Origin of the sequence: Vibrio sp. Vb1337, assembly GCF_033338715.1 — a bacterium.
Taxonomy (GTDB): Bacteria; Pseudomonadota; Gammaproteobacteria; order Enterobacterales; family Vibrionaceae; genus Vibrio; species Vibrio alginolyticus.
The window spans coordinates 15,110-38,005 of record NZ_JAWOTD010000034.1 but is presented as its reverse complement, the minus strand read 5'-3'; the positions used below and the strand labels follow the sequence as shown (position 1 = coordinate 38,005).

General features: G+C 45.1%; 23 protein-coding genes and 1 pseudogene. 3 read left to right on the top strand and 21 right to left on the bottom strand.

Translation table 11 applies throughout. The features are described 5' to 3' along the window. The 7 genes and pseudogenes from R7E42_RS22940 to pomA all read right to left on the bottom strand — a co-directional run. Nucleotides 1-197: pseudogene (locus tag R7E42_RS22940) on the bottom strand (23S rRNA (cytidine(2498)-2'-O)-methyltransferase RlmM); the annotation flags it as partial. Then, nucleotides 149-547 (bottom strand): DUF423 domain-containing protein, encoded by a 399-nt coding sequence (locus R7E42_RS22935; RefSeq protein ID WP_025768894.1) that lies wholly within the window; start codon nucleotides 545-547, stop codon nucleotides 149-151. The gene R7E42_RS22935 and the pseudogene R7E42_RS22940, both read right to left, overlap by 49 nt. Further along, the gene (locus R7E42_RS22930) at nucleotides 537-1,160 is read right to left on the bottom strand and encodes an alpha/beta fold hydrolase (protein ID WP_005383614.1); all 624 of its coding nucleotides are present in this window, start codon (nucleotides 1,158-1,160) and stop codon (nucleotides 537-539) included. The genes R7E42_RS22935 and R7E42_RS22930 overlap by 11 nt, the downstream gene beginning before the upstream one ends. Continuing rightward, nucleotides 1,141-2,061 (bottom strand): transcriptional regulator GcvA, encoded by a 921-nt coding sequence (locus R7E42_RS22925; RefSeq protein ID WP_005383616.1) that lies wholly within the window; start codon nucleotides 2,059-2,061, stop codon nucleotides 1,141-1,143. The genes R7E42_RS22930 and R7E42_RS22925 overlap by 20 nt, the downstream gene beginning before the upstream one ends. A gap of 510 nt (nucleotides 2,062-2,571) precedes the next feature. Continuing rightward, nucleotides 2,572-4,020 carry a tRNA uracil 4-sulfurtransferase ThiI gene (gene thiI, locus R7E42_RS22920; protein WP_005383617.1) on the bottom strand — a complete coding sequence of 483 codons (1,449 nt, stop codon included), beginning with the start codon at nucleotides 4,018-4,020 and terminating at the stop codon, nucleotides 2,572-2,574. A 211-nt stretch (nucleotides 4,021-4,231) separates the two neighbouring features. Beyond that, a complete protein-coding gene (locus tag R7E42_RS22915) occupies nucleotides 4,232-5,179 on the bottom strand; it encodes a flagellar motor protein MotB (protein ID WP_318073021.1) in 948 nt (315 codons plus the stop codon). 14 nt (nucleotides 5,180-5,193) lie between these two features. Further along, nucleotides 5,194-5,955: a flagellar motor protein PomA gene (pomA, locus tag R7E42_RS22910; RefSeq protein WP_005381564.1), complete on the bottom strand. Its 762-nt coding sequence runs from the start codon at nucleotides 5,953-5,955 to the stop codon at nucleotides 5,194-5,196. A 263-nt stretch (nucleotides 5,956-6,218) separates the two neighbouring features. Between pomA and xseB the strand changes: the two genes are divergently transcribed. Genes xseB through dxs form a run of 3 tightly spaced genes read left to right on the top strand, consistent with a single transcriptional unit; the run spans nucleotide 6,219 to nucleotide 9,253 of the window. Continuing rightward, entirely contained in the window at nucleotides 6,219-6,461 is a 243-nt protein-coding gene (xseB, locus tag R7E42_RS22905; protein WP_005381566.1) for an exodeoxyribonuclease VII small subunit, read from the top strand. Between the two features lie 21 nt (nucleotides 6,462-6,482). Beyond that, nucleotides 6,483-7,367 carry a (2E,6E)-farnesyl diphosphate synthase gene (gene ispA, locus R7E42_RS22900; protein ID WP_005383621.1) on the top strand — a complete coding sequence of 295 codons (885 nt, stop codon included), beginning with the start codon at nucleotides 6,483-6,485 and terminating at the stop codon, nucleotides 7,365-7,367. A gap of 20 nt (nucleotides 7,368-7,387) precedes the next feature. Further along, complete coding sequence (gene dxs / locus R7E42_RS22895; protein ID WP_005383623.1) at nucleotides 7,388-9,253, top strand: 1-deoxy-D-xylulose-5-phosphate synthase; 1,866 nt, start codon at nucleotides 7,388-7,390, stop codon at nucleotides 9,251-9,253. A 47-nt stretch (nucleotides 9,254-9,300) separates the two neighbouring features. On the opposite strand, the gene pgpA is transcribed toward dxs, so the two are convergent. The 14 genes from pgpA to R7E42_RS22825 all read right to left on the bottom strand — a co-directional run bounded on the left by pgpA (nucleotide 9,301) and on the right by R7E42_RS22825 (nucleotide 22,177). Continuing rightward, the gene (gene pgpA / locus R7E42_RS22890) at nucleotides 9,301-9,807 is read right to left on the bottom strand and encodes a phosphatidylglycerophosphatase A (protein WP_031780838.1); all 507 of its coding nucleotides are present in this window, start codon (nucleotides 9,805-9,807) and stop codon (nucleotides 9,301-9,303) included. 91 nt (nucleotides 9,808-9,898) lie between these two features. Then, nucleotides 9,899-10,864 carry a thiamine-phosphate kinase gene (thiL, locus tag R7E42_RS22885; protein ID WP_005381570.1) on the bottom strand — a complete coding sequence of 322 codons (966 nt, stop codon included), beginning with the start codon at nucleotides 10,862-10,864 and terminating at the stop codon, nucleotides 9,899-9,901. 78 nt (nucleotides 10,865-10,942) lie between these two features. Beyond that, entirely contained in the window at nucleotides 10,943-11,410 is a 468-nt protein-coding gene (nusB, locus tag R7E42_RS22880; RefSeq protein WP_005381571.1) for a transcription antitermination factor NusB, read from the bottom strand. After that, a complete protein-coding gene (gene ribE / locus R7E42_RS22875; RefSeq protein ID WP_005381572.1) occupies nucleotides 11,410-11,880 on the bottom strand; it encodes a 6,7-dimethyl-8-ribityllumazine synthase in 471 nt (156 codons plus the stop codon). Before ribE ends, nusB begins: the two co-directional genes overlap by 1 nt. Before the next feature lie 169 nt (nucleotides 11,881-12,049). Further along, on the bottom strand, nucleotides 12,050-13,159 hold the full coding sequence (ribBA, locus tag R7E42_RS22870) for a bifunctional 3,4-dihydroxy-2-butanone-4-phosphate synthase/GTP cyclohydrolase II (protein ID WP_005381573.1): 1,110 nt from the start codon (nucleotides 13,157-13,159) through the stop codon (nucleotides 12,050-12,052). Between the two features lie 173 nt (nucleotides 13,160-13,332). Next, the gene (locus R7E42_RS22865) at nucleotides 13,333-13,986 is read right to left on the bottom strand and encodes a riboflavin synthase (RefSeq protein WP_005383626.1); all 654 of its coding nucleotides are present in this window, start codon (nucleotides 13,984-13,986) and stop codon (nucleotides 13,333-13,335) included. 8 nt (nucleotides 13,987-13,994) lie between these two features. Next, entirely contained in the window at nucleotides 13,995-15,122 is a 1,128-nt protein-coding gene (ribD, locus tag R7E42_RS22860) for a bifunctional diaminohydroxyphosphoribosylaminopyrimidine deaminase/5-amino-6-(5-phosphoribosylamino)uracil reductase RibD (RefSeq protein ID WP_318073020.1), read from the bottom strand. Between the two features lie 7 nt (nucleotides 15,123-15,129). After that, on the bottom strand, nucleotides 15,130-15,579 hold the full coding sequence (gene nrdR / locus R7E42_RS22855; RefSeq protein WP_005381578.1) for a transcriptional regulator NrdR: 450 nt from the start codon (nucleotides 15,577-15,579) through the stop codon (nucleotides 15,130-15,132). Between the two features lie 206 nt (nucleotides 15,580-15,785). Next, on the bottom strand, nucleotides 15,786-17,036 hold the full coding sequence (locus R7E42_RS22850; RefSeq protein ID WP_017635685.1) for a glutamate-5-semialdehyde dehydrogenase: 1,251 nt from the start codon (nucleotides 17,034-17,036) through the stop codon (nucleotides 15,786-15,788). A gap of 17 nt (nucleotides 17,037-17,053) precedes the next feature. Then, the gene (proB, locus tag R7E42_RS22845; RefSeq protein WP_017820604.1) at nucleotides 17,054-18,193 is read right to left on the bottom strand and encodes a glutamate 5-kinase; all 1,140 of its coding nucleotides are present in this window, start codon (nucleotides 18,191-18,193) and stop codon (nucleotides 17,054-17,056) included. Between the two features lie 121 nt (nucleotides 18,194-18,314). Continuing rightward, nucleotides 18,315-18,704: a sigma factor-binding protein Crl gene (gene crl, locus R7E42_RS22840; RefSeq protein WP_005381584.1), complete on the bottom strand. Its 390-nt coding sequence runs from the start codon at nucleotides 18,702-18,704 to the stop codon at nucleotides 18,315-18,317. A 115-nt stretch (nucleotides 18,705-18,819) separates the two neighbouring features. Further along, nucleotides 18,820-20,067, bottom strand: coding sequence for an esterase FrsA (frsA, locus tag R7E42_RS22835; protein WP_005381586.1), 1,248 nt, complete (start codon nucleotides 20,065-20,067; stop codon nucleotides 18,820-18,822). Between the two features lie 91 nt (nucleotides 20,068-20,158). Beyond that, on the bottom strand, nucleotides 20,159-20,623 hold the full coding sequence (gene tet(34), locus R7E42_RS22830) for an oxytetracycline resistance phosphoribosyltransferase domain-containing protein Tet(34) (RefSeq protein WP_005381590.1): 465 nt from the start codon (nucleotides 20,621-20,623) through the stop codon (nucleotides 20,159-20,161). A gap of 264 nt (nucleotides 20,624-20,887) precedes the next feature. After that, nucleotides 20,888-22,177 (bottom strand): NCS2 family permease, encoded by a 1,290-nt coding sequence (locus tag R7E42_RS22825; protein ID WP_005381592.1) that lies wholly within the window; start codon nucleotides 22,175-22,177, stop codon nucleotides 20,888-20,890. Between the last annotated feature and the right edge of the window lie 719 nt (nucleotides 22,178-22,896).

Genomic DNA, 22,896 nt, shown 5'->3' with positions numbered 1-22,896 from the left:
TCTCCATCTTGGTAACACTCGAAGACAACATAACCTGAGTTTCTCTTCACACGAGGGAAGCCATACACTTCCAACTGTGTCGCTTTGTCCTGAATTTCACCAGCACACTCTTTCTCAAAGCCAGAACGGCAATAGAGCATTAGTTGTTTCACTTGGAGACCTCTTTGATATTGAACGCAGCAAAAAAGAACAGACACCAACCAATCATGAACAGTAATCCTCCCACAGGAGTAATTGGCCCAAACCACTTAATGCCCGTCAGCGCCAGCGCGTAAAGACTGCCGCTAAAACAAAAGATGCCGATAATAAAGCAAATCGCCGCAATGAAAAAATATTTTTGTGCTTTTTGTCCCAAATTGAGCAGAAGCAGAATGGCACAAAACACAATCGCCAACGTGTGAATAAATTGATACAGAACTCCGGTCTCAAATACACCGAGCAAATAAGGGGCCAGTGTCGCTTTTAGCCCATGAGCAGCAAATGCTCCAAGAGCGACCGAAATTAGCCCAGACAATCCAGAGAATGAGAGTAACCACTTACTTTTCACTGTACACCTCTTTTATAAACGCCGCTAACTGCTCTATCGCGAGTGCAATGTTACCCACTTCAGTATGACCTGAGATCTTGCGCGGTTTGAAGCTGTGGTCACCATCAGGTAAAAAGCTCACCGTTACTTGTGACGAAAGGACGAAATCATCGAATTCCTCGCGCTTACCAAAGGTGTCTCGTTCCCCTTGCAGAATCAGCGTAGGTTTCTCAATGGTTGCTAAGTGCTCGCCTTTGTATTTCTCTGGCTTTCCTGGTGGGTGAAATGGAAACCCTAAACAGGCAATGCCCGCCACCAGCTCATTTTCAGCCAACAAGCTCGACATACGACCGCCCATTGACTTACCACCAATAACCACGGGAGAAGAAGTAAAGTGAGCGATCACTTCGCTGTATGCTTCGAGCAACTTTGGCGCGCGATCGGGCGGACGCTTTTTGCCATCTTCCGAACGTTTCACCATGTAAGGGAAATTAAAACGCACTACACGAATACCTTGCTCCACTAATCCTTTGGCGACAGCTGTCATGAAGTCATGCTCCATCCCCGCACCTGCGCCGTGAGCAAAAATAAACAGCGGTCCGTTTTCAGGCCCCTCAGCTATCCAGTGATTCATCCAATACTTCCTCTTGTTCTTTTCTCGCGGTTGCTAACATCCAGTCTCTAAACGTTGCGATTCGGCCCATATCTGCCTGCTGTTCATGACACACCACATAGAATGCATTCTTAGATATCAACACCTCGTCGAATGGTGCAATGAGTCGTCCGGCTTCCATTTCAGGTTTGGCGAGTACGTTGTTACCGAGCGCGACCCCCTGACCGTGCGCAGCAGCCTGTAGCACCATCGTTGAGTGACTAAAAATAGGACCGTGGTTTACGTTGATGCCTTCAATGTTGTAATGACGAGCAAACTGCTTCCAGTCTTTACGCGAAGTATCGTGTAACAAAGTATGTAATTTGAGGTCACTTAAAGATTCTAATGGTTTGTTACCCAAAAGTAATGAAGGTGAACAAAGTGGGATCAAAAACTCTTGGTACAATTTATCTGCTCGCAAACCTGGCCAGTTCCCACGGCCATAGTAGATCGCCACATCAACATCATCAGTCAGTGAGCCTTCATCCATATCTACGGCTTTAATACGTACATCGATATCGGGCTCTTGAGCATTAAAATCGGCCAAACGAGGTACAAGCCATTGGATAGCAAAACTCGGCGGTAGGCTAATCGTCAATGCCCCTTTTTCGCTACGTTCCAACACCTTATCTGTCGCTTCCGCAATCGAGGTGAAAATATCTTTGATATCGAGAAAGTAACTTTGGCCTTCTTCTGTTAACAACAAAGAACGATTACGTCGACGGAAGAGCTTCAATGATAAGAACTCTTCAAGCGCTTTAATCTGGTGACTGACCGCGGCTTGAGTAACAAATAACTCTTCTGCTGCTCGTGTAAAACTGAGATGACGAGCAGCCGCTTCGAAGACTCGAAGCGAATTTAATGGAGGCAATCTGCGAGACATATGGGACCTCTAATAGGATTAGTTTTTTTAATCTGAAACATTATAAAATGTCCGTTGTCGAACAGCCAGATAAATTCTATATTTCACCCCGCAACACGGGCCTGAACGGCTTGATTTCTTTGGAAATCAATTGGCTTCGTTGTTGCGATGTTGTGTTTGCAAACTCGTATTTCGAGTTAGGTAGATTTCTACCATAATGTTTTGTCCACACTCCCTGTGACAAAACATATACTTCCTGTATTTATTTTTGACCTGTCTGTCAAATTTGTTACACCGCCTAAATTAGGCGGTGTTTTTTTATCTATCAAAAATCTCATCCGCATATCTGGCAGCAATATCACTTTATTACTCTTCTTTCGGATTAATTATCGTTATATCAACACAAAGTGTATGGCTTTGCGATAAGCCTCAACATTATGCTAAGTAATGGTTGTCTGTAACGCGATCAAAAACAAAAAAGGCGCAAATTGATGTCTCAATTTGCGCCTTTTAACGTATTTTATCAGTCAGCTATGGACGGTAAACTTTTACGTTGCTGAAGCCTTGCTCTTGCAAGTAAAGCGCTTGCAGACGGCTCATCACACCGCGGTCACAGTAAAGTAAGTATGTCTTAGACTGGTCTAAGTCACCAAACTGTGTACCCAGCTTGTAGAAAGGGATATGTTTCACATCCACACCTTCGATTTCAAGTGGGTTATCGTCTTCCTCTTCAGGACTACGAATATCTAGCACAACCGCGTGCTCTTCTACCGCTTGAACTTGCTCTACTTCTGGTGCGGCTTGCTCAGACTCTTTCGCGATATCACGAATGTCCATCATGCGAGCTTCTTGAACCACTTGCTCAAGGATACTAAAGTCGAATTTCTCTTCTTCAGCTTCTAGCTTGCCTTTCACCGCTTTCACGGTTGGCTTCTTAGAGATAACACCACAGTATTCTGGCATTGTCTTGGCGAAATCTTCTGTGCCGATTTCACGTGCTAGATTGATGATGTCTTCTTTATCCCAGTTGATAAGTGGACGCAGAATCAGCGTGTCAGTTACGTTATCGATGTGGCGTAGATTGGTTAGTGTTTGGCTCGATACTTGACCTAGTGCTTCACCTGTTACCAATGCTTCGATCTTCATCTTCTGAGCGATCATGCCTGCTGCACGCATAAACATACGCTTCAAGATCACGCCCATTTGGCCGTCATCGACTTTCTCTAGGATTTCCGCAACCACAGGTTCGAAATCAACTGAGATAAAACGTACTTTTGCTGAAGAACCGTATTTGTTCCATAGGTAGTGAGAAACCTGCTTAACGCCGATTTCGTGTGCTGGACCACCTAAGTTAAAGAAGCAGTAATGTACTTTTGAACCACGCTTGATATGAAGATAGCTTGAAACACCAGAGTCGAAACCACCCGAGATCAGGCTTAACACGTCTTCTTGCGTACCCAGAGGGAAACCACCTAGGCCTTTATGACGAGACAATACTTGGTTTAGCTTGTCGTTCGAGACTTCTACCTTGATCGTCACGTCTGGGTTTCGTAGCTTAACACTAGCGCTTTCAATCGCTTGATTTAAACCACCGCCTACATAACGCTCTAGTTCAATGGAGGTAAAGTCATGCTTGCCACGACGCTTCGCACGTACAACAAAGGTTTTATTTTCGAGTGCAGCACGGTTGAGTTCTAGCACTTGCTCGAAGATATCGTGCAAGTCTTTAAATTCAGTTTGCTTCACTTCCAGTACGTGGTGAATGCCTGGTGTATGAGTCAAAACCTCAAGAACTTCAGCGTGGAATTCGTTACTCTCAGAGGTCACTTCAATGTGATCACGACGGTTAAATACCGCGACAGACTCCGTGCGGCTCTTAATGATGTTACGAATGTTGCACTCTAAAATCTTTGTGAAGCGCTTACGCACAGATTCACTTTTTACAAAAATTTCTGGATGGGGCTTTACAATAAATTTCATAGTCTAATTCGCAGGTTAGTTTCGCAATCAACAAAGAGTGACACTCAACTTCAATACTTCATACGCAGTAAAACCGCGTTTCAGTCACAAAAAGTAGTCTGAGCTCACTTTTAAGGCGCAAGATTATACACCCAAGCGGATTGGAAAAACAAAAAAAGCGAGCAATCTGCTCGCTTTCTTGTCTCTTTACTGACTTAAAACTAAAGCCTAGTTATTGAATTACCGGCACTTCTTCACTGTAGAGAGGCTCGCCTTGCATAATGCTGATTTCAACCCGTCGGTTAAGTGCGCGATTGTCATCAGAATCATTCGGTAACAAGGGCTCCGTATCCGCCATGCCTCGTACTCTTAAACGTTGATGAGAGAAGCCTCTCACTTTCTCCATCTCTTGCGCGACTGATACTGCGCGCTGAGAAGAGAGATCCCAGTTAGAACGATAAAGTTCCGAATCTAGCGGTCGATTGTCTGTATGGCCAGATACTCGAACAATGCCTGGCACATCTTTTACTAGCTCTGCAATCTGACGAACTAAAGGGCGAAACTTAGGCTGCAAGAAGGCCGAACCTTCTGGGAATGCACCTTTTTCACGCATACGTATAACAATCTGCTGACCGAGGTTTTCAACTTCAATGGCGCCTTGTTCAATCTCTCGCTCTAAGGCTTTCTTGATGCTTTCCATCAAGGTTTCCATATCTTGCGACATCTCTTTAGATTGCTGTTGCTGCATGTCCGCTTCGGCAGATTCATTGTTTTGAGTTGACGTTTCTGGCGATTGCCCACCCGTTAACTTGCCTTCATCACGTTTTGTGCCACCAGCTCGATCAGACTCCCCTTCATGAAATTCGAGCGTCTGCTGAGTGATGTCCATGGTTTGCTGCATGATGACATCAATCGGAGTTGGTTCCGGCCGACCCGGTCGAAACTCTTGGGCAATAATGCTAGTACCTTTGGGAATGTCTTTCACTTCAAGCTGATTTTGCACACCGAAGGCAAATTTCATTGATCCTGCAATTTGTTTGAACTTCAGTACATCCATCTCAGAAAACGAGAGTAGAAGAACAAAGAAACACATCAGTAGCGACATTAAGTCCGCGAATGTCCCCATCCATAACGGGAGACCGGGTGGCGGACAATCGCATTTGTTATCTTCATCATCCATCACGACTCTCCAAGTTACTCGTCAATCTCAAGGGCACGTTTACCTTCATTGAGGTAGTTCTTCAAGTAACTATCGATCACTCGCGGGTTTTGGCCATCTTGAATCGCTAATACGCCATCCATGATCAAACGGCGATTTAGCGTTTCTTGGTCACGGCGAAGAGAAAGCTTATCCGCAATAGGGAAAAACACCATATTGGACAGGATCGCGCCATACAATGTGGTCAAGAGTGCAACGGCCATTGCTGGTCCAATCGCTTTAGGGTCATCCATGTTTGAAAGCATCGCAACAAGACCAACCAAGGTGCCAATCATTCCCATCGCAGGAGCAACGTCGCCAAAGGCGCGAAATACGCCAGTACCTTGCGTATGTCGTTCATCCGTAAGCGCGATGTCTTTTTTGAGTGCCGCTCTCACAACGTCGGCATCATGGCCATCAACCAGTAGATCAATGCCTTTCTGCATGAATGTGTTGTTTATTTCCATCTCTTCAAGAGCAAGAAAACCACCTTTACGCGCCGCATCGGCCATTTCCACAATTTTTGCGATCAGGTCTTCGGGTTCATCCGCTTTAAACATGAAGGCTTTGCCAGCAATCTTTGTCGCACCAAAAAACTGTCCCATTGTGAACTTCATCAACACGACGAATATTGAGCCACCAACGACAATAAGGATCGACGTGACATCGACAAACATGCCGATGCTGCCACCAAGCACCATCGCCATAATGACGAATGCAAAACCACCAATCAAACCTAATAGGGTTGCTAAATCCACAAAGCACTCCTCACGCTATACTCAAATACTGCCATTGGGCGGATTATTACCTGTATCGACAACTCGCGCAGAATTTTTAGAAAAATCTTAGCTAATGGATCACAAATTACACTTAACAACCTCAACCAAAATATGGGGTTTCACCGCTTAGACTCGTTGAACGCTAATTTTGTGACAATTATATAAGGTTAAATTTGACCAAGTTACTAGGCTAAGGTAACTTTCGTGCATCTTACCCGAGGCTTGATTAAGGCAGAAAAAAGATGGCGGTCAAGAAACCAGAAAACATGACCTTTGAAGCAACCATTGAAGAGCTTGATAGCTTGGTTGATCAATTAGAAAATGGCGATCTTGCTCTAGATGATGCCCTGCGTAAGTTTGAACGAGGCATTGCCTTAGCTCGTGCAGGCCAAACTAAATTAAGCGACGCCGAACAGCGCGTGAGCATTCTTCTTAGTGAAGATGATGAAGCACCACTGAGTGACTTCAAACCAGATTCAGAATAACAATCAGTAGTGAGCAATGTGATGCAACAGACATTGACGTCTTTTCAACAAAGAAACAATCAGCAATTGAATTTGTGGCTCGATCAGCTTCCATATCAAGAGCAGCCATTGATTCAAGCAATGAAATACGGCCTTTTGCTAGGTGGAAAACGCGTTCGCCCTTTTCTTGTTTACATCACAGGTCAAATGCTCGGCTGTAAACCTGAAGACTTAGACACCCCCGCCGCTGCTATCGAATGTATACATGCCTACTCACTCATTCATGATGATCTGCCAGCCATGGACGATGATGAACTGCGTCGAGGTCAACCAACTTGTCATATTAAGTTTGATGAAGCAACCGCAATACTGACAGGTGACGCACTACAAACTCTTGCCTTCACTATTATTGCTGATGGTCAATTAAGCCCGGCGGCTGAAGCTCAACGCATCAACATGATCAAAGCCTTAGCGCATTCCTCTGGTGCCAGCGGCATGTGTGTAGGGCAAGCCTTAGATTTAGGCGCGGAAAATCGCCAAGTTTCTCTTGAAGAAATGGAAGAGATACACCGTAAAAAAACCGGAGCTCTGATTGATTGTGCGGTAAAATTAGGTGCATTAGCTGCTGGTGAGAAAGGTATCGAGGTTCTACCTCACTTGGAGCGCTACTCAAAAGCAATTGGTTTGGCGTTTCAGGTTCAAGACGATATTCTTGATATCATCAGTGACACAGAAACACTGGGTAAGCCTCAAGGTTCCGACCAAGGTCTGAATAAGAGCACTTATCCTTCCCTGCTGGGTTTAGAGGGAGCCATAGAGAAAGCTCACACTCTGTTACAGGAAGCACTTCAAGCATTGGAAGCTATCCCATACAATACTCAGTTACTCGAAGAGTTCGCCCGATATGTCATCGAGCGCAAAAATTAACACTATAAGCGCGCATTTATATGACTCTTGATATTTCAAAGTACCCAACACTGGCGTTAGCAAATACACCGGAAGAATTACGTCTTCTTCCGAAAGAAACATTACCAAATCTGTGTGATGAACTGCGAACGTATCTGCTAAATTCAGTGAGCCAATCTAGCGGACACTTAGCGTCTGGCTTAGGCACCGTGGAGCTAACTGTCGCTCTGCATTATGTTTACAACACCCCTATCGACAAATTGATCTGGGATGTTGGTCATCAGGCTTACCCGCATAAAATCCTCACCGGACGTCGCGATAAAATGCCAACAATTCGCCAAAAGGATGGTCTACACCCTTTCCCTTGGCGTGAAGAAAGTGAATATGACACCTTATCTGTCGGCCACTCTTCGACATCGATTAGTGCAGGTCTTGGCATGGCCATCAGCGCACAAAAAGAAGGTAAAGGTCGCAAAATCGTCAGTGTGATTGGTGATGGCGCAATTACAGCAGGCATGGCATTCGAAGCCATGAACCACGCTGGCGACGTTCATCCTGATATGTTGGTGATTTTGAACGACAACGAAATGTCGATTTCAGAAAACGTCGGCGCCCTGAATAACCACCTTGCGAAAGTACTTTCTGGCAGCTTGTACACTTCTATCCGTGAAGGCGGCAAGAAAGTGCTGTCTGGTGTCCCACCTATTAAAGAGTTGGTTCGCCGTACGGAAGAGCACCTAAAAGGCATGGTAGTGCCTGGTACTCTGTTCGAAGAGTTCGGCTTTAATTACATTGGCCCGATTGATGGACACGACGTCAATGAACTCGTCAAAACGCTGAAAAATATGCGTGAGCTCAAAGGTCCTCAGTTCCTACACATCATGACCAAGAAAGGCAAAGGTTATGAGCCTGCCGAGAAAGATCCTATCGGCTACCATGGTGTTCCTAAATTCGATCCAACGCATAATTGTCTGCCGAAGAGCAGTGGCGGTAAGCCAACTTACTCAAAGATCTTCGGTGACTTTTTATGTGACATGGCGGCCCAAGATCCTAAGCTAATGGCAATTACGCCAGCAATGCGCGAAGGATCAGGTATGGTGCGTTTCTCAAAAGAGTACCCAGATCAATACTTTGATGTGGCGATTGCTGAGCAGCACGCAGTGACACTGGCAACAGGCATGGCAATTGCGGGCGATCATCCAATCGTTGCTATCTATTCGACTTTCTTGCAACGTGGTTATGACCAATTGATCCACGACATCGCGATCATGGACTTACCAGTGATGTTTGCGATCGACCGCGCAGGTCTCGTTGGCGCAGATGGTCAAACTCACCAAGGTGCGTTCGATTTGAGCTTTATGCGCTGTATTCCGAACATGGTGATCATGGCGCCAAGCGACGAAAACGAGTGCCGACAAATGCTTTACACTGGCCATAAGCATTCTGGCCCGAGTGCGGTTCGATACCCTCGTGGTAGCGGCATGGGCGTAGAAATCGAAACTGAGTTTACGGCTTTAGAAATCGGTAAAGGACGCATGGTTCGCCAAGGTGAAAAAGTTGCTATTCTGAACTTTGGTACTTTCTTGGGTAACGCGCTAGAAGCGGCAGAATACCTTAACGCCACTGTTGCTGATATGCGCTTTGTGAAGCCGCTCGATGAGGCATTGATTCGTCAACTAGCCGCAGATCATGACGTGCTCGTGACGTTAGAAGAAAATGTTATCGCGGGTGGTGCTGGTGCTGGTGTCGTTGAGTTCATGATGAAAGATAAAATCATTAAACCTGTGTTGAACCTAGGTTTACCAGATGAGTTTATTCATCAGGGAACACAAGATGAACTGCATGAAGAGCTTGGTCTCGATGCAAAAGGAATTGAAAAATCCATCTTGGATTATTTAGCAAAATAGAATGTAAAAAGGGATGCTCATAGCATCCCTTTTTTTACGGTCAACGTTTAATTCATCCAGCCCGCATATTTTGCGACTAGAAACAGGGCAACACCGGCCATAACTCCCGCCACGATATCATCAACCATAATACCCAGCCCACCGTGAACTCGCTTATCTAGCCACCCAATTGGCCAAGGTTTTACCATATCGAAAAAACGAAATAAGATGAAGCCAGTGATCAACCACTTCCATTCAGTGAGTGGAATATTCAGTGCAGGTACAATGCTCATCGTAATCCAAAAGCCTGCAAACTCATCCCATACGATTGAACCATGATCATGAACTTTCATGTCTGCAGAGGTCACTTGGCATATTTGAATGCCGATCACACACGAAATCAGAACAACAATGACATACGCCGTAAATGGTAATTGTGCCAACAACAAAAAGAAAGGCACGGCCGCCAGTGTGCCCATTGTTCCAGGGATAAACGGGGATAATCCACTGCCAAAACCCGTCGCCAATAGATGCCACGGGTTCTTTAATGAAATCAGAGAAAGAGGGTTGGTCATATCCTTAAACCTATACTGCTAGTTTGGTTTCAATCGTCATGCCTGTGAGTTGCTCAATAGTAACAGGCTCTTGGCTAGAGCTTAGCTTAGATCATTTAAAGTGGTCGAAGCCACTTAAGTCCCAATCAAGTGGTTGATTGTTATCATGCAGCTCGAAGGTTCCATTTGGTCGGATTTGACCAATACATGTGACCTTACAGCCAGTATGAGATAAAGCGCTTTGTAACGAGCCTCGATTTTGCTCCGGCACGGTAAAACACAACTCGTATTCTTCGCCACTTGCTAAAGCATACTGCTGCGCGCTGATCTTATCATCTAAAAACTGAACTAATTCTGAAGAGATCGGTAGCTGAGAGACATCAATACTAACCCCAACCTGAGATCGCTGTAAAATGTGCTTAATATCAGAGATTAAACCATCTGAAATATCTATCGCCGACGAGGCTAAGCCAACAAGAGCTTGTCCAGCAAGCACACGCGGAGAACTAAGGTAATGAGCTCGCTCTAGTGCTTCCGCGCCGGCTCTGCTGCGCAGAGAGTCATCTAGAATCACATCCAAGCCAGCTTTTGCATCGCCAAGGTTTCCCGTTACGTATACCCAATCCCCAGGCTTGGCTCCGGATCGCGTGAGCGCTTTGTCTTCAGGTACAAAACCTTGCACCGTGAGTGTCAGACACAATGGCCCTTTGGTGGTATCACCGCCTATTAACTGAATACCATAGTAATCAGCCAGTTCGAAAAATGCATCACAGAAAGGAGCAAGCCATTCTTCATCTGGCTCAGGCATCGTTAATGCAAAGCTCACCCACGCAGGCGTTGCGCCCATCGCCGCCAAATCACTAATGTTAGAAGCCAATGCTTTGTGTGCGACCCATGCTGGGTTCGCGTCGGCTAAGAAATGCGTTCCAGCTACCAATGTATCCGTGCTAATCGCAATCTGAACATTAGCTGGCGCTTTGACCAAAGCGCAATCATCACCAGCGGCTAGATGGACATCTTTACGTTGGCTCTGACGACCGACGAAGTACTTGTCTATCAGATTAAATTCACCAGACATAATTCACTTACTTTTTGATGTAAAAGCTTTTGATACAAAAAAGGTCAGCATGTGCTGACCTTTTCATTGAAGAAATCGTTATTTCTTACGAATGTGAGGTGCTGCTTTATCAAGTACACCATTCACAAACTTGTGGCTATCTTCTGCTGCGAAAACTTTTGCAAGTTCAATCGCTTCATTGATAACAACTTTGTAAGGAACATCTTCGCGACGAGTCATCTCGTACATAGCAAGGCGAAGAAGAGCAAGTTCCATCATATCTAAATCCTGCATAGGACGAGAGATGTATGGACGAATTTTGCTATCTAGCTCAGCGTGGCTAAGTACAACACCGCTTAATAGTTCACGGAAGTAAGCTACGTCTGTCTCTGGAGCAGCAAGCGCTGGCTCAGATGCATGAAGTTCTTCTTCATCGTATTTGTCGCCAGACAAAAACTGTTCTTCAATCTTGGCAACATTCTCTTTAGTAATTTGCCATGAGTAGATCGCCTGTAGAGCGAATTGACGTGCGTTACGACGTGCGGCTGGTTTCACACTGGCCCCCATTAGGAATCAATTTCAGATAGTACATTAATCATTTCAAGTGCGCTTAGTGCAGCCTCTGCACCTTTATTACCAGCCTTGGTTCCTGCGCGTTCAATCGCTTGATCGATCGTATCAACAGTCAAAACACCAAATGCTACTGGAATGCTGAATTCCATAGACACTTGTGCTAGACCTTTGTTCATTTCACTACAAACATAGTCAAAGTGAGGCGTTCCACCGCGAATAACAGACCCTAGAGAAACAATAGCGTCGAATTTGCCAGTTTTAGCAACACGCTGAGCTACTAGAGGTAGTTCTACGGCACCTGGACAACGCACAACCGTGATGTTGTCTTCGCTTACTTGTCCGTGACGCTTTAGTGTATCGATCGCACCAGAAAGTAGGCTTTCGTTAATAAAACTGTTGAAACGAGAAATAACGATAGCAATTTTTGCATTTGGCGCTGGGAAGCCACCCTCGATCACTTTCATAAGCTTTCCTTTAACTCTATTTATAAGTGAAATATGTTCATCAAGTGAGAATCGCCGGATTCTAGCACAAATTTGTGAGCAATATCTAATGGAAATTGGAGGCAAATCACCGGTTCCTAGCCATTGACGAGTTAAGCACGTCAAAGACTAGGAACTTATTGTTCGGTTGTTACTCGCAGACGTACTCAACAACGTTCAGACCAAAACCACCTAACGCGTGGTACTTTTTGTTGGTCGATGACAGAAGACGCATATCATGTACACCGAGATCCGCAAGAATCTGTGAACCAACGCCAACACGGCGAGACGTGCCTTGTTTTTTAGCAAGCGTTGGTGCTTCACCTTTGTCTTGCGCTTCGAACATCTTCACGCGATGAATAAGTAGATCAGTCGATTCTTCATGGCCAAGAACAACCAACACACCGCCCTCTTCACCAATGCGTTTCATTGCCTTATCTAGTGTCCAGCTGCGCTCTGCATTACGATCGCTACGTAGTAAGTCGGTAAAAACGTCTTGAAGATGTACGCGAACCAGTGGCGCTTTTTCTTTCAAATCGCCCTTGCACATTGCGTAGTGCACTTGGTTATCAATGGTGTCTTTGTAAGTGACTAACGTGAACTCACCAAACTCTGTCGGTAACTTGCACTCTGCCACACGTTCAATCGTTGTCTCAGTGTTATTGCGGTACTCAATTAGGTCGGCAATAGTGCCCAATTTAATACCGTGCTTCTCTGCAAAGATCTCTAGATCTGGGCGACGAGCCATCGTGCCGTCGTCATTTAAGATCTCAACAATCACCGATGCTGGCTCTAAACCAGCAAGACGAGCCAAATCACAGCCAGCTTCAGTGTGACCTGCGCGAGTCAGTACACCGCCGTCTTGAGCTGCGAGAGGGAAGATGTGACCAGGCTGCACCAAATCCGCAGCTTTAGCGTTTGGCGCGACTGCTGCTTGAACGGTACGTGCGCGATCTGCGGCTGAAATACCAGTCGTTACCCCTTCTGCTGCCTCAATCGAAACAGTAAAGTTGGTGGTGTATTGCGCATTATTGTCTTGCACCATTGGTGGCAGACCTAGACTTTCGCAACGATCTTTGGTCATGGTTAAACAAATCAGGCCACGGCCATAGGTTGCCATAAAGTTGATGGCTTCCGGCGTAATATGCTCGGCAGCCATGATCAAGTCACCTTCATTCTCGCGGTCTTCATCATCCATTAGGATGACCATTTTGCCTGCGCGAATATCATCAATAATTTCTTGTGGCGTACTGATTGGCATAGTCTGTTATCCCGTTATTCTAAATTTGTTATTGCGACAGCAATGAAAAATTACGTTGCAGTGAATGCTAGTTAGGTCAATAGTTTGAGCTTTGCATTAAGCAAGTCAATGAATCTCGCGGTGTTCTGTGAGTCTGCTCTTTATCGCATGCCTCACGCAGCCACTCCCAAGACTTATGCAAAACCGTTTTGCTGTAAAAAGTCCATCGTGATACGAGACTCGGCCTTATCTTCTTGTTGTCCTTGCAGTAAACGCTCCATATAACGCGCAAGTACATCAACTTCTAAGTTGACTTTGCGCCCCACTTGAAACTGGTCAATCGTAGTTTCTTCACTCGTATGAGGAACGATCGTCAGCTTAAAAGCATTTTTACGTAAGTCGTTGACGGTTAGGCTAATACCATCAACAGTAATCGAGCCTTTCTCTGCAACGTACTTGCTAATTTCCGCAGGCATTGCAACCCAAAACTCTATCGCACGGCCAACTGAATTGCGTTCGACAATTTCACCAACCCCATCGACATGGCCAGAAACGATATGTCCACCCAATCGCGTTGTTGGCAACATGGCTTTTTCTAGATTCACCTTATCGCCTACTTGGTAATCAGCAAACCCAGTTTTCTTCAAGGTTTCTAATGACAGATCAGCACTGTAATAGTGGCTTCCGAAGTCAACTACCGTTAAGCAAACACCATTGGTCGCAATGCTATCGCCTAACTTAACGTCTGACATATCAAGCGTACCCGTTTCAACCGTGACGGTGATGTCTTCGCCCTTCGGCGTAATCGCAGCTAACTTGCCAACTGCTTCTACTATTCCTGTAAACATACTATTTCTTATCTAATTTCATTACGTTTTATGGTGGCGGTGATGCGAATGTCTACCCCAACCATACGAACGTCTGTAATGTTTAAATCTATGACGTCAGCCATAGCGCTTAACCCTAAAGCACCGATAAGCCCCCGACCATCGCTGCCCATGAGTTTTGGCGCAAGGTAAACAATGAGCTCATCTACAAGATTAGCCTTTATCATCGCACTCGCTAGCGTAGCTCCAGCTTCAACCCATAAGTGATTGATGTGGTGCTCATCCGAGATACGTTTTAATGTCGTTGATAAGTCAATTTGGTCAGCGCTGTCCAATAGAGGGATACAGTCTCCATCAGAGCGAATAATAACTCGCTCTCCATCGGTGTGGAACAGCTTGAGCGCACCCGTTAAATGGTTCTGACGGTCTAAGATTACACGTACTGGTTGACGAAGCTCTTCTTGTAAATACTGCGCTTGAACACTATTAGGTAAGTCATCCCAGCGCACATTGAGTGATGCATTATCATCAATCACCGTTTTGCTAGTAGAAAGAATGCCACCACTTATCGCTCGATAACGCTGCACATCTTGGCGGGCCGCTGGGGAGGTGATCCATTGGCTCTGACCATTACTGAGTGCGCTTTGCCCATCCAAACTGGCTGCCATTTTTAATTGAACAAACGGCATGCCTGTACGCATGTACTTTATAAAACCAGGGTTAAGGGCAAGGGCATCTTGCTCTAACAAGCCGATTTGTACTTCAATTCCGGCATCACGTAACATCTGGATGCCGCGACCTGCAACTTTCGGGTTTGGGTCTACCATGGCGCAAACCACACGTGCCACTTTGGCTTTAATCAGCCCTTCGGCACATGGCGGTGTACGGCCGTAATGAGAGCAAGGTTCTAGCGTCACATAAGCGGTTGCACCAACTGCTTTTTCACCCGCCATGCGCATCGCGTGCACCTCGGCATGCGGCTCACCAGCACGATGGTGATAACCTTCACCGACAATTTCTTCATCACGAACGATGACACACCCTACATTTGGATTAGGGGCGGTGGTATAAATGCCACGTTTCGCTAACTTAATAGCTCGTGACATCATGGCGAAATCTAAATCAGAAAACGCTCTTTCAAGAGTGTGTTGAGTCATGAGCTACTCAGTCTTCTAGGCGGGCAATCTCTTCGCCAAACTCGCGAATATCTTCAAAGCTGCGGTAAACGGAAGCGAAACGAATGTAAGCCACCTTATCGAGCTCTTTGAGCTGGTCCATGACTAAATTACCAATCATTTCACTCGGAACCTCTCGCTCACCCGTCGCACGCAGTTGTGATTTGATCATACTGATCGCTAACTCTATAGAATCGGCACTCACTGGGCGTTTCTCTAAAGCGCGTTGAATACCGCCAACCATTTTATCTTCATCAAATGGTTCACGGTTGCCATTCGATTTGATCACTTTAGGCATCACTAACTCTGCGCTTTCAAACGTAGTGAAACGCTCGCTACACGCCAAGCACTGACGGCGACGTCGAACTTGATGGCCATCAGCCACTAAGCGGGAATCAATAACTTTGGTATCGTTCTCGGAACAAAAAGGACAATGCATATCACCTCCATATCTATACCAAAATAACCTCATGAGCAATCACGGATAACCACGCGTTCATGGTTATACGGACTCTATTAAAGCTATTTGGGTATAACGCTTTCAAACCGAAATAAAAGCTCATGTAGTGTAGCGGAATTGGTATGTTAGACAAAACAAAAAGGGGCGCAAAGGCCCCTTTTTCACTCAAGATCTCGTCGAATGTGTTAACTGCGTGCTAAGTAGTTCGCTTTACCAACCCACTTGTAGCTAGTTAGCTCTTCTAAGCCCATCGGACCGCGTGCATGTAGCTTTTGCGTAGATACTGCGACTTCTGCGCCAAGGCCAAATTGCGCACCGTCTGTAAAGCGCGTTGAAGCATTCACATAAACCGCCGCCGAACCGACAGAATTGATGAACAGCTCTGAGTTTTCCAAGCTATTGGTCATGATCGCATCTGAGTGGCTCGCGTTATGGACACGCATATGATCAATGGCATCTTTCACATCAGACACAACTTTTACACCAAGAGTGTAGCTCAACCATTCCGTATCAAAGTCACCTTCAACAGCATCGCGAATTTGTGTTGCTTGAGGCATCAGTGCTTTTGCCTTAGGCTCTGTCACGAAGGTCACTTTATCGTTCATGCGCTCTACGATCATTGGTAGGAATTGCGCTGCAATTTTTTCATGCACGAGCAGCGTATCTAATGAGTTACACGCAGATGGACGTTGAACTTTAGAGTTCTCAACCACATTCAGGGATTTCTCTAGATCAGCGGATTCGTCGACAAAGATATGGCTGATACCAAAGCCACCAATAATCACCGGAATCGTGCTGTTTTCTTTACACATTTTGTGTAGGCCAGCACCACCGCGTGGAATGATCATGTCGACGTAATCGTCCAACTTAAGCAATTGAGAAACAAGCTCACGATCTGGTTTTTCAATGTACTGCACAGAAGCGGCTGGAAGGTTCGCCTTTGCGAGCGCAGACTGAATAACCTTCACTAATTCCATATTCGAGAAAAAGGTCTCTTTGCCACCACGTAAAATGCTTGCGTTGCCGGTTTTCAAGCACAACGCTGCGATATCAATGGTTACGTTTGGACGCGCTTCATAAATTACGCCCACGACACCAAGCGGCACGCGACGACGAGACAGTGACATCCCATTTTCCAGTACCTTACTGTCTATTTCGCTGCCTACAGGATCGTTCAAGCTAATGACGTTGCGAACATCATTCGCAATTGCAGTCAATCGTTCTTCATTAAGCAAAAGGCGATCGAGCAGCGCATCGGTTAAACCCGCTTCACGGCCAAGTTCGATGTCTTTAGCGTTTGCCGCCAAAATAGCAGCAGAGTTTGCTTCTAGCTCATCAGCAATGATGGCTAATGCTTGGTTTTTTTGCGCAGTTGACGCTGTCGCTAATTCGAAAGCTGCATCTTTAGCAGCTTTACCCATATTCGTTAAATCCACTTTGCTTCCCTCTAATTCTATTCCTGAATGACGACCAAATCATCGCGGTGAATCACCTCAGAGCCATAATCATGACCCAAAATAGAGATGATATCTTTACTGTGCTTACCCGTAATTTTAGTTAGGTCATCACTTGAGTAGGCGCTGATGCCACGAGCCACCAACTTACCGTGAGCGTTTGTTACACGCGCCACTTCGCCTCGTGCGAAGTCACCACTAACTTTGATGACCCCTTTAGCAAGTAGGCTACTGCCCTTGCCGACCACAGCATTGACTGCACCATCATCAATAATGATGTCGCCCGATGCCGCAGGTCCCGCTAGAATCCAGCGTTTACGGTTCTCTAAGGCTTCAGCGCAAGGTAGGAAGCGCGTGCCCTGAGGTTCAGCACTTAAAGAGTCAAAGATAACATTCGGCGCACTACCAGCAGCAATAATAACCTCTATACCTGCGCGGCGAGCGATGTCTGCGGCTTGCAGCTTCGTTGCCATACCACCAGTACCCAATGTTGTACCGCTTCCACCTGCGATTTTACGCAGCGTATCGTCGATGGTTTTTACTTCCTTGATAAGCTCTGCGTTCGGATCTCTACGAGGGTCAGCAGTAAACAGACCTTTTTGGTCCGTTAAAAGCAAGAGCTTATCTGCACCACATAAAATGCCTACCAAAGCGGAAAGGTTGTCGTTATCGCCAACTTTAATCTCGCTAGTCGCAACGGCATCATTTTCGTTTACGATAGGAACAATATCGTTCGCAACGAGCGCATTAATAGTGTCACGCGCGTTAAGGAATCGCTCACGATCTTCTAAATCGGCACGGGTTAGTAGCATTTGGCCGATCTTGATACCATAAATACCAAACAAAGACTCCCATGTTTGAATCAAGCGACTCTGCCCCACCGCGGCAAGTAACTGCTTACTCGCCATCTCGTTGGGCAATGCGGGGTAACCAAGATGCTCACGGCCTGCTGCAATCGCACCAGACGAAACCATTACGATTGAATGGCCTTGTTTTTTAAGCTCAGCACACTGGCGTGCTAACTCAACCATGTGTGCACGGTCGAGTGCCAGAGTGCCGCCTGTCAGCACACTTGTACCCAGTTTCACAACGACAGTTTGTGGTTGTGAAACAACTGCATTTTGTTGATTCGTTGTCATGATGTCTTCTGAAGTGAAAAACAAATAAAGAGAGGATGTTTTAACAATCAAATAGGGAATTAACAAGAGAAAAGGTGCGTTTTCGCACCTTTTTGTTTGGTATTAAATGAAAACAACCAAATTAAGCGAAATCGAAAGACTCCGTGTGATATTCGACTTCTAATTTGAAGTGTTCTTCTAAAGTATCAACCAGCTTTTGATGGAATGTGCTCTGCGTGAGATACACTTCCTCTACCACTTTTTTGGGAAGGGCTTCAGATACCCATTGCCCTTCTTTGTTGTACTTGCCAATATGATATTTAGCAGTAAAGCCTCCCTCGATGGATTCCAAATCCATCCACCAGCCCCAAAATTCACGCTTCTCAGGCGATTTTTTGTCGTCTACACATACAGATAAACAATCAAAATAATAGCGCCCTTCTTGCGATTGTGGTTCGCGCAGGTAAGGCCCTATCGCCTTCAACTTTGACATCAAGCGAAAGTGAGTCGGGCCCTGAGTCGTCTCTGACATATGAATCTCCGTTTTCATAGTTAAAAGTAAACACCCAAGAATGATTATTATTTTTAATTATCATGAGCTTATTTTTTGCTCAGATATATCACTCTTAACTAATTTAGGAGAATTGTCACCCTAATAATTCATCTTCTAGCCACTTTATGGCTAAATCGAGGGATTGCTCATATCCTTTTGTAATTGTTTTGGAACTGATTTTTTTTGCTCTACCATACTGGCTAAATAGAGCAACAAGTTGATTATCACTGTGTGGCGACACTGGATCGCCTTCAAGACTCAAAGCCAAAATAGGCACTTTGGTTTTTCGACTGCTCAGGAAGCCCTGAACCTTCAATGACCACGCCATCATCTGACCAGCCATGCTATTAATATCAACCGCATTTTTCCCCAAACGGGAAGCCAAAAGATCTAAATACATCTTCGGCATTTTTTGTAACTTCTGAGGGGAAGTAAAAATATCATGTACGGGTGCGCCTAGAGCGACACAAGCTTTGATCTTTTCCTGCTCGACAAAAGAGAGTCTGATCATTGCATTACCACCAAAACGAAACCCAACTAACCCCACTTTGTGATGATCAACCCAAGGTAGCGAGTAAAGCTCATTCAATACCGCTTGATGTAGGCAACTTGAATTCTCGGTCAAGGGCCAATGAGAGCTATGCCCTACCGAAGGCATGTCCACGGTTAACATCGCAATATCTCGCGGTGCAAGACGATTACGGAACAAACGCCACATGTCGGTTTGTAGGGTATCCAAACCAGCGCTCACCATTACCACAGGCAACTGTTTATCCGTTCTTGGTAAATGGAGGTTCGCGATGATTTTGCGATTTTGGTAAGGCACTTCAATTTGCTTGATGGTGTACTTAGTTTTTTCTGCGCCGTCAGAATACGCTTTGTTTGCCAGAACTTGAGCTTGCGATGCCAAGTTGTCATTTTTTAAATGTGGGTAGCCTGCAATACTAAAACACAAAGAAGCAGTGAAGAGTTCATCCGCTGCCTCTTCTCCTTGCATTTCATTTGCTCGCTTCTGATGATCCATACCGAGCTTGATCCACTCAAATGTCCAGTTACCACTGTGATAACCCATTACAGTGTCTAACCAATCATCATTGGTTCGCGAGTGAGATGATGAAGCAATTTTGGACAGTACGCCTTCCATTTCGATCGGAGACAATCCTTGCCAAGCCCATTGCAAGCGACGCAAATGACGATACCAAGCACGATCACCCTGCGCTTCTCGTTCATCAAGTATTTTTTTACTGGTCGGCATGTACTGGGTAAGCGCGGAGGTTTCTTTTGCTTGCTTATGTTTCACGAACAAAGTTTCGGAAAGATTTTTACTGACGTCTTCAGACATAGGAAGAACCCTAGGCTATTAGCATGATTTAATATCATAATAAAAAAAATGCCCCTATAAAGGGGCATTTCTCAATATTCTTTAACCGCGCTTATTTTTGCTTGCGGTTTACTGGCTCAGCATACTGGATTGACATATCCCAAGGCTGCTCGATCCAAGTGTCTTGAGCAATATCTACAACGTAATCATCCAGCAGCTCTTTGCCTGATGGTTTCGCACACACAGCGATCATTTTCGCTTTTGGATACATCTCACGTAGTTTGCGCGCTGTATCACCACTGTCTACTAGGTCTTCAACGATTAGGTAACCTTCGCCATCACCTTCAGGTGCTTTTAGTACAGTCATATCGCGCTGATGATCATGGTCGTAGCTTGAAATACAGATTGTATCAACGTAACGAATACCCAGTTCACGAGCCAAAATAGCGCCAGGAACCAAACCGCCGCGGCTTACCGCCCAAATTCCTTTCCATTGCTCAGCTGGCATTTGTTTTTCAGCCAGTTCACGGCAGTAAGTCTGCATTGCATCCCAAGTGATAATGAATTTTTTACTCATTGTAATAACCTAATAATTTGAAAATATGCATCCTCAAAATCTAGCGAAGTCACTCAAAAGCGGAATGCTCACTAACTTCTCCAAAATGTTTGGAGACGAGGATTTCAAGCTGCGCAAACGATTATTCTACCGAAACACACCGCTAATACCAACGGTGATATCAAAATTCTCTGCCTATTCCGCAGAAAAACCGTCTTCTGTGAACAACGTAAAAAAAGAAAAAGCCAGCGTGAATAAATCCACACTGGCTTTTTGCTCGAGAAATTAACCGACGAGGTATTTAACGATGAAGATGGCTGACATCACCCATACACTCATCGACACTTCACGGCCCTTACCGCTGAATAACTTGATCGCCGCGTATGCGATAAAGCCTAACGTGATACCTTCTGCAATCGAGAATGTTAGCGGCATAACTAAACAAGTCACAACAACTGGGGACGCTTCAGTTAGGTCACGCCAATCAATGCTTACTAGCCCAGACAGCATCAAGATCGCCACATAGAATAGCGCACCTGACGTTGCATAAGCAGGGATCATACCCGCAAGTGGTGAGAACAATAGAGCAAGTAGGAAGAGTACACCAACAACCACGGCTGTTAGACCAGTACGCCCACCCGCAGCTACACCAGAAACGCTTTCAATATAAGATGTCGTGTTGGAGGTACCAAGTAATGCACCTACTGACGTTGCTGTTGAGTCTGCAAGTAACGCTTTGTTTAAACGAGGGATGTTGCCATTCTCATCAGTTAGGCCTGCTTTTTGAGAAACGCCAACGAGCGTACCTGCGGTGTCAAATAAATCGACAAATAGGAAAGCAAATACGACGGAAATCATGCCTACTTCAAACAAACCAGAGAAATCCAGTTGCATGAAAGTTGGCGCAATGCTTGGTGGCGTTGACATAATACCGCCCCACTGCACATCACCAAATAGAAGACCAAGCGCTGTAACGCCAAGAATGGCGATCATCACCGCACCTTTCACACCACGGTGAACCAATGCAATCGTAAGAAAGAAACCAATCGCGGCCAATACAGATGGCAATGATGTGATCTCTCCCATAGAAACTAATGTCGCTGGGTTATCAACGACGATACCTGCATTTTTTAATGCGATAAACGCTAAGAAAAGACCAATACCAGCTGAAATACCTGTTCGTAGAGAATGCGGGATCGAGTTAATAATCCACTCACGGATCTTAAATACGCTTAAAAGAATGAACAGAAGGCCAGAAACAAATACAGCCGCTAACGCAACTTGCCACGTATAACCCATTCCCAATACAACAGAGTAAGTGAAAAATGCGTTCAGGCCCATTCCTGGTGCCTGTGCGATTGGGTAATTGGCAACAAATCCCATAATAAAACAGCCGATTGCGGCAGCAAGACAAGTCGCAACAAAAATGGCGCCACGGTCCATACCGGTATCCGACAGGATCGCTGGGTTTACAAAAATAATGTAAGCCATAGTTAGGAAGGTCGTAACACCTGCAATGATCTCAGTGCGCACATTTGTGCCATTTTCACTGAGTTTAAAAAGCCTCTCGAGCATGATCGAATCCTGTAAAGGTAAAAAGTAAACGGTTGCGTAATCGATTGGCGGGAATTATAAAGTTATCAAATAGCAAATTCTAGATAGAATCTTCACTCTAATGCGTTTTTTTTCTTTGGATATGAAACACATTCTCTAATCTATCAAAGCAAGCAAAGAAATATATTCTTATAAAACAATAGGTAACCCAGATAACACAGTTCTCTAAAAGAGAATAAAAACTGAGCAATGTACTAAACTTTCAGATGAAAAAGGCCCATTTTAAACATGGTATCTAACAGATTTGATGGAAAAGTCGATAAAACCGAAGAATGGGGAATAGAAGAAGGCTTTGATGGCAATAAGTGAGTCAGGAAGAGAAAATAGAGATAAAAAAACGCCACCCAATTTGGGTGGCGGTGAATCATGTCAGCACTATCACTGAAAAAAAATTCCAATTTATAGGGGTGAACAAACTGTTCGAGTCACATGCGTTGACTTCACTTAGTAGCCAAAGCTTGTTGGGTATACAAAGTTACCGGTGTAAACAGACTTGCTATTCCAGAACATTGTACTTGGTAAACCTTTCATAACTATCACCTTTTAAATCAATTAAACATTCGTTGATTTCTCGGTTCCTTGGAGGCGATAAAACGGACTCATCCTTTGAGCATTTCATTCTTCTCTCAGAAGCTGGTTACAAATATACCACCAAGAAATTTAATTACAAGCATTTTAGT